This window comes from Streptomyces sp. NPDC013457 (assembly GCF_043089925.1).
Classification (GTDB): domain Bacteria; phylum Actinomycetota; class Actinomycetes; order Streptomycetales; family Streptomycetaceae; genus Streptomyces.
The window spans coordinates 162,670-175,263 of sequence record NZ_JBICBL010000010.1 but is presented as its reverse complement, the minus strand read 5'-3'; the positions used below and the strand labels follow the sequence as shown (position 1 = coordinate 175,263).

Annotated in this window: 12 protein-coding genes and 1 pseudogene; 7 read left to right on the top strand and 6 right to left on the bottom strand. The window is 71.1% G+C overall.

Annotation, left to right across the window (positions count from 1 at the left end; genetic code table 11):
• Positions 1-25 precede the first annotated feature (25 nt).
• From ACF1G2_RS26585 to ACF1G2_RS26570, 4 genes are all read left to right on the top strand, one after another.
• Positions 26-343 (top strand): UBP-type zinc finger domain-containing protein, encoded by a 318-nt coding sequence (locus ACF1G2_RS26585; RefSeq protein WP_391800823.1) that lies wholly within the window; start codon positions 26-28, stop codon positions 341-343.
• Between the two features lie 53 nt (positions 344-396).
• Positions 397-996, top strand: a complete 600-nt coding sequence (locus ACF1G2_RS26580; protein WP_391800679.1) for a TetR/AcrR family transcriptional regulator — start codon at positions 397-399, stop codon at positions 994-996.
• Positions 993-1,868, top strand: coding sequence for an oxidoreductase (locus ACF1G2_RS26575; protein WP_391800678.1), 876 nt, complete (start codon positions 993-995; stop codon positions 1,866-1,868). The genes ACF1G2_RS26580 and ACF1G2_RS26575 overlap by 4 nt, the downstream gene beginning before the upstream one ends.
• 176 nt (positions 1,869-2,044) lie before the next feature.
• Positions 2,045-2,551, top strand: a complete 507-nt coding sequence (locus ACF1G2_RS26570) for a TspO/MBR family protein (protein ID WP_391800677.1) — start codon at positions 2,045-2,047, stop codon at positions 2,549-2,551.
• A 21-nt stretch (positions 2,552-2,572) separates the two neighbouring features.
• Here ACF1G2_RS26570 and ACF1G2_RS26565 read toward each other — a convergent pair.
• Positions 2,573-2,899: pseudogene (locus tag ACF1G2_RS26565) on the bottom strand (DUF6479 family protein).
• 426 nt (positions 2,900-3,325) lie between these two features.
• Between ACF1G2_RS26565 and ACF1G2_RS26560 the strand changes: the two are divergent.
• On the top strand, positions 3,326-3,775 hold the full coding sequence (locus ACF1G2_RS26560) for a VOC family protein (RefSeq protein ID WP_391800676.1): 450 nt from the start codon (positions 3,326-3,328) through the stop codon (positions 3,773-3,775).
• Positions 3,776-4,539: 764 nt separating this feature from the next.
• Complete coding sequence (locus ACF1G2_RS26555; RefSeq protein WP_391800675.1) at positions 4,540-5,418, top strand: MurR/RpiR family transcriptional regulator; 879 nt, start codon at positions 4,540-4,542, stop codon at positions 5,416-5,418.
• An 82-nt stretch (positions 5,419-5,500) separates the two neighbouring features.
• Here the strand turns inward: ACF1G2_RS26555 and ACF1G2_RS26550 are convergent, their stop codons facing one another.
• The 5 genes from ACF1G2_RS26550 to ACF1G2_RS26530 form a co-directional block, all read right to left on the bottom strand.
• On the bottom strand, positions 5,501-6,790 hold the full coding sequence (locus tag ACF1G2_RS26550; protein ID WP_391800674.1) for a cyanophycinase: 1,290 nt from the start codon (positions 6,788-6,790) through the stop codon (positions 5,501-5,503).
• Positions 6,791-6,923: 133 nt separating this feature from the next.
• A complete protein-coding gene (locus tag ACF1G2_RS26545) occupies positions 6,924-8,141 on the bottom strand; it encodes a M20 family metallopeptidase (RefSeq protein ID WP_391800673.1) in 1,218 nt (405 codons plus the stop codon).
• Positions 8,138-8,902 carry an amino acid ABC transporter ATP-binding protein gene (locus ACF1G2_RS26540; RefSeq protein WP_391800672.1) on the bottom strand — a complete coding sequence of 255 codons (765 nt, stop codon included), beginning with the start codon at positions 8,900-8,902 and terminating at the stop codon, positions 8,138-8,140. Before ACF1G2_RS26540 ends, ACF1G2_RS26545 begins: the two co-directional genes overlap by 4 nt.
• Positions 8,899-9,864 (bottom strand): amino acid ABC transporter permease, encoded by a 966-nt coding sequence (locus tag ACF1G2_RS26535; RefSeq protein WP_391800671.1) that lies wholly within the window; start codon positions 9,862-9,864, stop codon positions 8,899-8,901. The genes ACF1G2_RS26540 and ACF1G2_RS26535 overlap by 4 nt, the downstream gene beginning before the upstream one ends.
• A 2-nt stretch (positions 9,865-9,866) precedes the next feature.
• Positions 9,867-10,808 (bottom strand): ABC transporter substrate-binding protein, encoded by a 942-nt coding sequence (locus ACF1G2_RS26530; RefSeq protein ID WP_391800670.1) that lies wholly within the window; start codon positions 10,806-10,808, stop codon positions 9,867-9,869.
• A gap of 309 nt (positions 10,809-11,117) precedes the next feature.
• On the opposite strand from ACF1G2_RS26530, the gene ACF1G2_RS26525 reads away from it, so the two are divergent.
• Entirely contained in the window at positions 11,118-12,548 is a 1,431-nt protein-coding gene (locus ACF1G2_RS26525) for a pre-peptidase C-terminal domain-containing protein (protein WP_391800669.1), read from the top strand.
• Positions 12,549-12,594: the final 46 nt, after the last annotated feature.

Below are 12,594 nucleotides of genomic sequence, written 5' to 3'. Positions count from 1 at the left end.
CACGGGCAGCGAGGCGTCGTGGACGGTGGCTCCCGACCCCGGGCGTCCTTACGACCGTCACTGTGAGCACCTCTCCGGCGTGCCCCGACCGGCCGGACCCGTCGGCGAGGGCTGCGCGGAGTGCCTCGCCGTGGGCTGGTCCTGGTCGAGGCTGCGCTGGTGCACCACGTGCGGGCACGTCGGGTGCTGCGACAGCTCCCGAGGGCGCCACGGTCATGCGCACCACGCGGCGACGGGGCATCCGGTGGTGCTCTCCCTCGACCCCGGCGAGGACTGGGGCTGGTGCTACGTGGACGAACTGTTCCTGGTCGAGGCTTCGCCGCCCGAGGGCGAAGCTCCGTAAGGGCCCGAGGCCACCGGGTTGACTTCGACGGCGACGTGAATGAACATTCATTCATGAGCGACAAGCGGACGCAGATCCTCCAGGCGGCTCTCGTGGTGTTCGCCGAGCACACCGTCGCGGCGACGCCTGTGCCGGTGATCGCGCGTGAGGCGGGCGTCGCCGCAGGCACCCTGTACCGGTACTGGCCGAGCAAGGAAGCCCTCGCCAACGCGGTCTACCAGGAAGCCAAAGGGACGTTCACCTCCTACCTGACGCGCGGTGTCCCGGCCCCGACCACGGCGGAGGACGTCGCCGAGGCGTACAGCAGCATGTGGGCGAACCTCGTCGCCTTCGCCCACGACCACCCCGACGCCCTGGCTTTCCTGGAACACCAGCAACACGCCTCCTACCTCGACGCCACCAGCAAGGCGATGGCCGAGGAAGCCGAGGCTCCGGCCGTCGAGCTGATCCGCTCGGGGCAGCGGCTCGGCGTCCTGCGCGCCGCGGACCCGCAGCTGCTCCTCACCATGATCTTCGGAGCGTTCGTCGGGCTGACGAAGGCCGCCCGGGCCCGCAGCGGCCTCCCCCCGGCCGCCTGGCAGCAGGCGTCCCGGGCCATCTGGTCCATGCTCGCCCTCGCCGAGACCGTTCACCAGGACAAGGAAACGCGATGAATCCCCAGACCGACGGTCCCGTGCTGATCACGGGATGCTCCTCCGGCATCGGCGCGGCCGTGGCCCGCGCCTTCCTGCGCCGCGGCGCGATCGTGTACGCCACGGCACGTCGTCCCGAGACGCTCGCCGATCTCGCCGAGGCCGGAGCCCGGGTGCTCGCCCTGGACGTGACGGACGAGACGTCCATGGAGGAGGCCGTCCGCCGGATCGAGGCGGACCACGGCTTCGTGGAGGTGCTGGTGAACAACGCCGGGTACGGCGAGTACGGCACCATCGAGGAGACCGACCTGGAGCGCGTCCGGAGGCAGTTCGACACCAACGTCTTCGGAGCGGCCCGCCTCATCCAGCTCGTCCTGCCCGGCATGCGCGGCGCGCGCCGCGGCCGAATCGTCAACGTCGGGTCCATGGGAGGCCGGCTGACCTTCCCCGCGGGCGGCTACTACCACGCGTCCAAGTACGCCCTCGAAGCCCTCACCGATGCCCTGCGCGTCGAAGTCGCGCCGTTCGGGATCCGGGTCAGCCTCATCGAGCCGGGACTGATCAAGACCTCCTTCGCCGACACCGCCGCCACGACCCTCACCTCCAGCAGCGCTTCGCGGAGCGGTACAGCGCACGAGAGCGCGTACGCGGAGCTCAACCGCACCGCCGGTGCGGTCATGGCGTCCGGATACCGTAACCGCCTGCTGTCGTCCACCCCCGAACCGGTCGCCGAGGCCGTGCTGCACGCGGCCCGAGCCCGTCGCCCCCGGCACCGGTACGTCATCACCCCGGCCGCGAAGGCGATGGTGCACCTGCGGCGGCTGGCCGGCAGCAGGGTCTTCGACGCCGTCGTCCGCCACCAGTTCGACCTCCCCGGGCCCGCGCGCGCCTGACGCTCGCCTTCCCTTCGGCCGAGGACGGTTTTCCCCGGCGGACGGGGGCACACGTCTCCCGTACGGCACAGGGCCGGCCGACGGCGCGGCCGGAGGTTCCGCCGCCGCCCACCCGTCATCCGGTCGGAGCCGTCGGCCGCGTCGGCCAAGAGGTCACGACAGGCGAGGGTGGAGCGATGAGACTGACGAGCGACGCGTCCCGAACGCCCGGGGCGGGAGGGCGATGGAAGCCGTACGCGGCGGCCGGTGCGGCGGTCGCCGCAGCAGCCGCGGTGGGCACGATCCCCGTCGACCCGGAGAGTTCCTGGTACCGCGGCCTGAGCAAGCCGGCGTGGCAGCCGCCGCCATGGTCGTTCGGCGTGGTGTGGACGCCGTTGTACGCGTCCCTGGCCTTCGCGGCGGGACACGCCCTCGGCATCGCGAAAGGCGCCGACCAGCGGCGCCTCGCCGCACGGTTCGGAGTGAACCTGGCTCTCAACGCGGGTTGGACCTGGCTGTTCTTCCGCTGCCGGAGCCCCCATGCCGGACTCGCCGCCACGCTCCTGCTGGACGTCAGCAACGTCGCGCTGCTGCGTCGTACGAGTCGCGTCGACCCCGCGGCGGCTCGCGCGCTGGTGCCCTACGCGACGTGGTGCGCCTTCGCGACGGCCCTCAACGGCGCCGTCGCCCGGCGCAACACCTGAGGGACGTCCACGGGCGGTCGACTAGGCGTTCAGTCCCCGTGCCCCGTGCCGCCGCTTGCCGAAGCCGCCGCTGGAGATGCCGCCCCACTTGCGCTGCTTCTCACCGGGAGGGGCGTCCGAGGCCTCACCGCAGTTCCTCAGGTGGTAGGGCATGAGGCGGTGTTCGCCGTCGGTGTGCGGCACCTCGGAGGGCTTGCGGTACTCGGACACCACACCGGGGTGCCGGCTGGTCTCCGGCCGGTGCGGTCAGCTCTCCGGGACCGGAGGAGGGAGTTCCCGCCTCGTGACCCGGACGCCGAGGAGGAAGGCACCGATCAGCACGGCGACGACGATCAGGCCGCCGAGCACTTGGGCGAGACCGGACTGCCAGACTCCGGCGGCGAGTTGCTGCTCTGCGAGGGCGAGGGTGTGGATGTTCAAGGAGGTGTCCCCCTTCGTCGGACCGTCGCCGAGGCAGGGCGAGGGCCCGGTCGGGCGGTGCTCGGTCCGACATCCGCAGGACAATGAGAAGCTCCGGCGCGAAGGCACGGAGAAGCCGCGTGAGGGGCGCTGCCGTCTGCCGGGGCGGAACCCGTCCGTGAGGGACCTGGTCGCTTCCGCTGGAGACGCGGGAGCGGATCCTTCGGCACCTTGTCGGCCTCCCTCCGGCAGACCGCGGCGGCGAGTCGCATCGTTGCGTCGCCGACGGGCGATGCGTGCGCCCCGGGGCCCGGCATCGCATCCGCGGAGGTCGGCAGGCCAGAAGGATGGTCACCAGCGGAGGAGGAGGTCACCATGAACACAGCTCGGGCGACCAGGGGCGCCGGGGGCGCGTACCTTTCGGACGACACCGCGCCCGCGGACCTCCACGCCTACCTCAGCTACAAGGACACCGAAGCCGCCCTCGCCTGGCTCTCCGACGTCGGCTTCGAGGTCGTGCGGCGTCAGGACGAGGAGGACGGTTCCCTCGTCCACGCAGAGCTCCGTTTCGGGAACGTCGTCGTGATGGTGTCCGGCGCCCACGCCGCGTACAGCAGGCCCGCCCTGCACGGGGTCAGCACGGGGAGCGGCCTGTACCTGTGCCTCCCCTCGCCTTCGGCGGTCGACCAGTGGTACTTCCACGCGGTGTCCGCGGGCGGGGTCCCGGTGATCGAGCCGGAGGCGACGGAGTGGGGCACGCGGCGCGCCCGGGTCCTCGACCCCGAGGGACACGAGTGGAGCGTGGGAACCTACCGGCCGGGCTGACGCGGCGGTCTTCCCGGCACCCGGCCCCTCGGCCGTGAGCGCCCCCCGGCCGCGAGCGCCCACCCGGCCGTGAGCGACGGAGCCCGGGTGGCGGCGGGCCGGCTGGTCGCCCGCACGGGCGCCACCGGCAACTCCACGGTCCGCGCCTGCACTTCGGCATCTTCCGCCAGGGTGACTCCGTCTGCCCGCAGCAGACGCTGATCTCCCTGTACGACGCTCTCGTCCCGCCGTCTGCGTGGACGCTCCCGGACTCGGGCCGCACCTGCTGAGCCGCTCCGTCCTCCGCGCCCGGCACCCCTGATCCGTCCTCCCCGCGCGGCTCCCGCTCGGGTGAGACCGCAGCGCACCGTCCCTCCTGAGAAGGTGCAGAAGCATGCGCATCCGGTCCGTCCTGACCGCGCCGGCACTTACCCTCGGCGCCCTCTTAGCCTCGGGCGACGGCGTCCTCGCCCCCCGCAAGGGCGCCCCGCCGCCGGCGGCGTCTACGCCGGCGAAAGCAACCACTGGGACAGCTGCGGCGGCTGCTGACCGACGCCCGTCCGTCCGCCAGGCGCCCTGCGTCCGTCGACGTCCCGCACGGTGTGCACCGCGCGGGACGTCACCGTGCGGTCCCTGCCGTGCCGCCCTCCTGGACTGGGCAGATTCCGTAATAGGCGGTACATTCGATCCCTGAAACTCGCTGATCTGAAACGTGGCAAGCCGGAGAACGCGGCCTCGACGGCTGCTGTCCGCCTCGGTGATCCCACCCCGCAGAAGGGAAAGCCATGAGCCCCACGCTGGCCGACGAGATCCGCAGTCGGCTCGGAGAGCTGAGTCCCGCGGAGCGCAAGGTCGCGCGGGTGCTGCTGGCGGGGTATCCGGCCGCGGTCTTCGAGACGGTCGCCACGATCGCGGAGCGGGCGGGCGTGTCGGCACCCACGGTGCTGAGGTGTGCCTCCCGGCTGGGCTACCGGGGCTTCCCCGATCTCCAGGCTGCTCTCCGCTCCGAACTCGACGCCCGCAACGCCTCGCCGATCACCCTCTACACGACCGCGGAGTCGTCGAAGCACGAGCGGACGGAGGCTCCGCAGGACTCCGCCGCCACGCAGCTCGGCGAGCGCTCCTCACTCGTGCGGCAGGCCGTCGCCCAGACGTTCGACGAGGTGGCGGCGCACGAGTTCGAGGACGCCGTCGGCCTCCTCTCCGATCCCCGGCGTCGCGTGCACGTGGCAGGAGGACGGTTCACGCATCTGATGGCCGAGTACCTGGGCCTGCACCTGATGCAGTTCCGCAACCAGGTGAGCTTCCTGCCCCACAAGGACGTGGAACGGACCTCCTTCCTCACGCAGCTGACCCGACGCGACGTCACCGTGCTGTTCGACTACCGGCGTTACGAGGCCGACAAGACGCTGATCGCCGAACTGGCCCGCGAGCGGGGCGGCAAGGTCATCGTGTTCACCGACCCGTGGCTCTCCCCCGCGGCCGCCCACGCGGACGTCGTCCTCATCACCCAGGTCTCCTCGGACTCCCCCTACGACAGCCTCGTACCGGCCCTCGCGGTCGTCGAAGCGCTCGTCGCCGCCGTCCTCGACCGGATCGGCGGCAGCGGCCACGAGCGCATGAAGGAAGCGGAGAGGATCGCCCGGCGCACCGGCCTGCTGTGAGCGGATCGTGCGTCGCGGTCCGGGGGACGACCTGCGAGGAGCCGGCCCCTGTCCCGGGGCCGGCTCCGTACCATGCGGTCGATCAGCGCGGCGCGATGTCGATGCGCAGCGAGAGGAGCGTGCGGGCGTCCGTGCCGTCGCCGGTGAAGGCGGCGAATCCCCGCCCCTTGGTGAACGTCACGGCGAACCGCGGCCCGCTCTCGAACGTGGTCGCGGTCGCGCTGTTCTGCGCGCGCGTCGAGGCGAGCGCCCGCGCGGTGGTCCGGAAGGCGTACGGGGTGCCGTCGGGGTTGGCCGCCGAGTGGAAGACGTCGGTGTTGACGGGCACGGGCGTCGTGCCGAGGGGGATCAGGGGCTGCTTGGCCGGATGGACGCGCGGCGTCCAGGTGCGTGCGTCGTACAGGTCCCCGTCCGTGAGGTAGCTGTACCTTGCCCGGCGGAGGGACCAGCCGTCCGCGGACTCGTAGGCGCGGGCGTCCCGCAGGTCCAGGACGGCGACGCCGTTCGGCCCGAGGACGCTGAGGTGCTCGCGACGGCTGCCCGGCCGGTCGACGACGAGGGCGGTGTTCTCCTCCAGGGCGTAGACACGGTCGTGGCCGGTGTCGGAGGCGAGGCGCAGCGCCCGGCCCTCGCGCCCGTAGGCGCCGGTGTGGGTGTCGACGAGGCCTGACCGGAGGAAGCCGAAGCCGCCCTCGGGGAGGTGGCCGAGGCGCGTCGGATCGTCGTAGTAGCCGGGTGCGCTGCCGTCCCTGAGCCCCTCGTAGGACTCTCCGCCGGTGACCATGTCGGGGCCGGAGGCGATCTGGGCGCCCGCCGAGGACCCGGCGACGACGGCGCCTCGGGAGAGCTTGGCGCGGATGGCGGCGAGGACCTTGGAGTCCTCGTGCCGTTCGCCGCGGAGAAGGGTGGTGACGTAGCGGTACTGGTCGCCTCCGCCGAAGAAGAAGCCGGTCATGGAGTCGACCTGGGCGACGACGGCGTCCGAGTCGGCGTTGGCGACGTGGTCGACGTCGAGGGGGATCCACTGGGCGTCCGCGGCGCCGTGCCGCTTGAAGACCTCGGCGTAGTAGGCGCCGTTGCAGGCGGAGTTGCTGCACCGCTCGGGGTCGCCGGCGTGGGGGTCCTGGCTTTCGGGTACGGAGGCGGCCGTGATGATCCCGATACGGGCGTCGGGGCCGCCGGCCCGCTTGATGATCTCGCCGTAGACCTGGGTGTTGCTCTCCTTCAGGGCTCCGCCGATCAGTACGAGGGACCCCGCCTGGGTCCGGGCCTCCGGTGCGTCGGCGAGGGCGGAGGACGAGACCGAGAGGAGGGAAACTGCGAGGGCGCAGGCGAGGACGGTGCGGCGTGCGGGTGCGGAAGGGGCGCGCATGGTGCCTCCGTTGAGGGGCGGGTGGGTGGCGGGATTGCGTGGGGCCGGGGCCGTGGGGACGCCTCCTGGGGCGCCGACACCGTGCCCACAGCGGAGGAGAGCGGGGCTTCCCTCCGCTGTGCGTCGGCGTCGTTCAGGTGGTGCCGGCCTTGCCCAGGGAGGCGATCAGGTCGGCGAGGAGGGCGATGCGCTGCGGGACGCTGGTGACGTCGAGCCACTCCTGGGGCGTGTGGTCGGCGCCTCCGACGGGGCCAAGGCCGTCGAGGACGGGCACTCCCGTGCCGGCGATGAGGTTGGCGTCCCCCACTCCTCCGGTGGCGGCGGCGCCCAGTTCGATGCCGGTCGCTCGGGCGGCGTTGCGTGCGTGGTCGAACATCCGCCGGGAGGCGGAGGTGTCCTCCATCGGCGGGCACAGGTCGAGCTGCTCCACCTCGACCGTGACGCCAGGGACGCCGGGCTGGTCGGCGGCTTCCCGGATGGCCCGGTCGACGCGCTGGATGTCGGCCCTCGTGGCGGCGCGCACCTCGATGCGCAGATCCGCCTGGGGACAGACGATGTTGGCGCGGGTCCCGGCCCGGACGACGCCGACGTTGACGGTCACGTCGTCCCAGTGGCCGTTGAGGGCCTGGAGGGCGACGGTGAGGTGAGCGGCGGCGAGGGCGGCGTTGGCACCGCGCTCGGGTTCGATGCCGGCGTGTGCGGCCCGGCCGGTGACGGTGAGGCGGAAGTCGGCGACGCCCTTGCGGGCGATGACGAGGTCGCCGTTCTCCCGGGCGCATTCGAGGCCGAGTCCGAAGTGCAGGCCGCCGGCCGTTTCCTCGATCAGCGACCGGCTGGCGGGTGAGCCGATCTCCTCGTCGGGGGTGGCGAGCAGGACCAGCTCGTCGTACGCGTCGATGCCGAGTTCACCGAGGATCTCCAGGGCCGTGAGTCCGGCGAGCAGGCCGCCCTTGTCGTCGCTGACGCCGGGGCCGTACGCCGTGGAGCCGTCGATCCGGAAGGGGCGGGCGGCCGCGGTCCCGTTCTCGAAGACGGTGTCCATGTGGCCGGCGAGGAGGATCCTGCGGCCTCCCGCCGACTCGGGGAGCTTGCCGCGTCGGCGGCCGACGAGGGCGTCACCGGTCCGGTGTCCGTCGGACGTCGGCGGGAAGCGGACGCGTTCCACGGCGAACCCGAGCCGTTCGAGTCTGCGCTCGACCCAGTCGGCGACCCGGTTGACGCCTGCGGCGTCGTAGGAGCCGGAGTCGACGGAGACGAGCTCCTCCAGGTCGCGCAGGTAGCTGCCGTGGCGGGCGCGAGCAAGGTGCAGGAGGTCGTCGAGCCTCTCCTGCAGGCGGGTGGGGGCGGTCACAGGACCTTGGACAGGAAGGCGCGGGTGCGCTCCTGCTCCGGGTCGACGAGCACCTGCCGGGGGTCGCCCGCCTCGACGACGACGCCCTCGTCCATGAAGACGGCGGTGTCGCCGACCTCGCGGGCGAAGCCGATCTCGTGGGTGACGACGACCATGGTCATGCCGTCGGCGGCGAGCTGCCGCATGACGTCCAGGACGTCGCCGACCAGTTCGGGGTCCAGCGCGGAGGTCGGCTCGTCGAAGAGCATCAGCTTGGGCTTCATGGCGAGCGCGCGGGCGATCGCCACGCGCTGCTGCTGACCGCCCGACAGCTCGGCGGGGTAGTGGTGCCCGCGATCGCCGAGACCGACCTGTTCGAGGAGGGCGTGGGCGCGCTCCCGGGCGTCGGTCCGGGAGACGGCGGCGACCTTGACGGGGGCCTCCATCACGTTCTCGACGGCCGTCATGTGCGGGAAGAGGTTGAAGCGCTGGAAGACCATGCCGATGTCGCGGCGGCGGTCCGCGACCTCGCTCTCGCGCAGCTCGTGGAGCTTCGTGCCCTGCTGGCGGTAGCCGACGAGCTCCCCGTCGACGGTCAGCCGGCCGCCGTCGACCTTCTCCAGGTGGTTGATGCATCGCAGGAAGGTGGACTTCCCGGATCCGGAGGGGCCGAGGAGGCAGCAGACCTGGCCGCGCTCCACGGTGAGGTCGATGCCTTTGAGGACCTCCAGATTCCCGAAGTGCTTGCGTACGCCTTCGGCGCGCACCATGGGGGTGCTCATCGGTTCAGCTCCTTGCTGTTCTTGCCGAACCGCTGCACGGTTCCGCCGAGGAGGCGTCGGAACGGCGAGACGTGTCCGGCGCGTGTGGTGCCGCGCCCGTAGCGTCGCTCGAGCCATGCCTGGGGCACGCTGAGGAGGGTGACGAGGGCCAGGTACCAGATGCTGGCCACGACCAGCATGGGGATGACCTGGTAGTTCTGGGCGTACACGTCCTGGATGTTCGACATCAGGTCGTGGGCGGAGATGACCGAGACCAGTGCGGTCATCTTGAGCATGTTGATGGTCTCGTTGCCCATCGGGGGGATGATCACGCGCATGGCCTGCGGCAGGACGATCCGGCGCATGGTGAGCGCCGGCCGCATGCCCAGCGAGTGCGCGGCCTCCGCCTGGCCCGGGTCGACGGACTGGATGCCGGCGCGGACGATCTCCGAGGCGTAGGCCGCCTCGTTCAGGCCGAGGGCCAGGAGGGCGGCGATCGCCGGTGTCAGGAGCGTGTTGGTCTCGGCCTGGAAGAACGTGATGTCGGTGAAGGGGATGCCGATCTCGACGTACTTGTAGAGTGCGGCGGCGTAGCCCCAGAAGATGATCTGGACGAGCAGCGGGGTGCCACGGAAGACCCAGACGAACGCGGTGGCGAGTCCGTACAGCACGGGGCTGGACGAGAGCCGCATGACGGCGATCAGCGTGCCGAGGGACAGACCGAGCAGCATGGCGGCGGCGGTCAGCCAGAGGGTCGTCGCGAGACCGTCGAAGATGAGGTCGGCGAACAGGTAGTCACCGACGACGTCCCAGCGCAGGTTGTCGTTCTTGGCGAGGGAGCCGATCAGCCCGACGAGGGCGAGCACCGAGGCGACGGCCGCGATCCAGCGCCCGTAGTTGCGGGCGGGGACGATCTCGAGTTCCCCGGTGAGCGGCTGGTCGGTGGGGGTCGTGTGGGGCGGGACCTTGGTCGTGCTGGACATCTTCAGTCCACCGCCGCGTTCTTGGTGGCTTCCTTCACCGCGATCGACGGAACGCCGTACTTGTTGTAGATCTTGATCAGGGTGCCGTCGTCGATGAGGGACTGCAGCGCCTTCTGGATCGCGTCCGTCAGCTCGGGCAGCTGCTTGCTGACCGCGATGCCGTTGGGCGAGGCGTTGTAGCCGCCCGGGGCGGCGGGGTCCTCGACGAGGTCGAAAGTCTTGCCGCCGTCCGCCGTCTTGGCCACCCAGCCGGCCGCCGGCTTGGTCAGCACCTGGGCGACGACCTTGCCGGAGCGCAGCGCGAGCTGTGCGTCGGAGTCCTTGGGGAAGGTCTGGATGTCGATCTTGTCCTTGCCCGCGCCGGTACAGGCGGCCTGGTGGGACTTCAGCAGGTCGAGCTGGTTGGTCGCGGTCTGGACGGCGACCTTCCGTCCGCACAGGTCGTCGAGGGTGGTCACGCCCGCCGGGTTGCCGTCGCCGACGAGGATGCCAGAGCCGGACTGGGAGTAGTCGACGAAGTCGACGACCTTCTGGCGCTCCTTGTTGTCCGTGATGGCGGACATCGCCACGTCGAACTTGCCGGCCTGGATGGACGGGACGATGCCGTCGAACTTCTGCGGGGCGAAGGCGAAGGTCACGCCCAGCTTGGCGCCGAGGGCTTGGCCGAGGTCGTAGTCCAGGCCGGTCAGCTGAGCCTCTCCCTCCTTCACGTACATCTCGAAGGGCGGGTACGGGACGTCCGTCGCGACACGCACCTCACCGGCCTTCTTGATCTTCTCGGGCAGCAGGTCGTGCAGCTTCTGGTCCTTCACGATCTCCACGCCGCCGATGACGGCCTTGCCCGACGGGGCGGCGGGCTCGTCGTCGCCACAGGCGGACAGGGACAGGAGCATGGCCGCCGCGACGGCGGCGGCGGCCGTGGGGCGTGCGATCAGAGCGTTCATCGCCGGGAACCTCTCGGTGGTCTTCTGCCGGCGGAGTCTGACCGCCAGGCACTGCTGCGAAGTTACATAGGAACCCATGCGATGACTAGATGTAAGTCTCATTACGTTCATGTAACGAGGGCTCTAGCCTCACTAATGATGCACTTTGGGCCCTTTTGGCGCGCATCCGAGACTCGATTCGCTCCGGCGCGACGGTCTTTTGGGCTTACATCTTCCCCGTCAAAGCCATTACTTGTATGTTCCGCTACCAATCCTGCGGCCCTCGCCCGACGGCCGCGGCATCGAGTACGCCCCCATCCAGGAGTGCACATGACACACCGTCCCCTCAGGGCCCCCGCGGGAGCCGCCGTCGCGCTCGTCGCGCTGGCCTCCGTACTGATGGCGCATCAGCCGGCCCACGCGGCGGCCGACAGGATCCGGCTCGGCAGCGCGTCCGACGTCAGCCGCAGCACGTGGAACGGTCCGGCGTTCACGATGAACGGAGCCGGCGGCATCGTGACGGCCTCGATGACCAGGGCCATCGACGAGATCCGCGGCGGCACCGGCACCCTGGACGTGGTCGTCCTGGCCGGATCGGCGCCGACGTCGGGCAGCAGGACTCCGGAGTGCGACACCATCACGACGTCGGCCGGGGTCAACTCCTGTACGACGTGGACGCTGACGACGGCGGTCGACGGCGACAACAGCCAGATGAACACGGACGTCCGCAACGCCGAGTTCGTCTACTTCGCCGGCGGGGACCAGTGCCGCTACGCCGCCTGGAAGGGAACCGCCCTGGAAGCGTCCGTCGAGTCGGTCGTCGCCAAGGGCGGCGGTTCCGGCGGCGGCAGCGCGGGCCACCACATCAACAGCCCGATCGTCTACGACGCCTGCAACGGCAGCGTCACCAGCGCGGAAGCCCTCGCCAACCCCTACGACCGGTACGTCAGCTTCACCACCGGCATGTTCGAATGGGCGAACTACGGAGCCGTCGTCAACGACTCCCACTTCGTGACCCGCGACCGCATGGGCCGCACCATGTCCTTCCTCGCACGCGCCGTGAAGGACGGCCTCGCCCCCGGGGGCTCCGCCTGGGGCGTCGGGGTGGAGGAGGGCGGCGGGTCCCTGTTCCTCGACCGCAACGGCATGGCGACGCAGTACGGCGCGGACGCCTACGTCGTCCTCGCCGACCACCAGCCGGAGCAGGCCGTCGACAGGAAGCCGCTCACGTACAGCGGCTTCAAGATCTGGCGCCTGACGCCGGGCTCCACCTTCGACTTCAAGAACCGCCCCACCTGCGGCTACTACCTGCGCAGCGTCACGAACGGCGTGGCGGACGCCAACCTCTACAACGGGACCCCCGTGACCGACTGCGGGAGCCAGGGCGGCGGGTCCACGGTCGCGGAGAGCGAGCCCAACGACACACGCGACACGGCCGACGACGCCACCGCCCTCGCCTCTCCCGGCAGGCTCACGGGCAGCATGAAGTCGAATCGCGACCGCGACTACTTCAAGGTCTCCGTGTCGGCCGGACAGACCGTCTCGGTGAACTGCGCCGTCCCCTCCGCCTACGACGCCGACGTGTACTGGCTCGACGCGAACGGCAGCACCCTGACCCGATCCGTGAACGACGGGGCCGGCGCCGACGAATCCCTGTCGTTCACCAGGACCGCGACCGGGACGGGCACCTACTACCTCGACGCGGAGGCCTACAGCGGCTCCGGTTCGGCCACCTACGCCTGCACCCTCACCAGGAGCTGAGGCAGTCGAGTCCCACGGGGCCCTCGCACACGCGACCGGGGGCCCC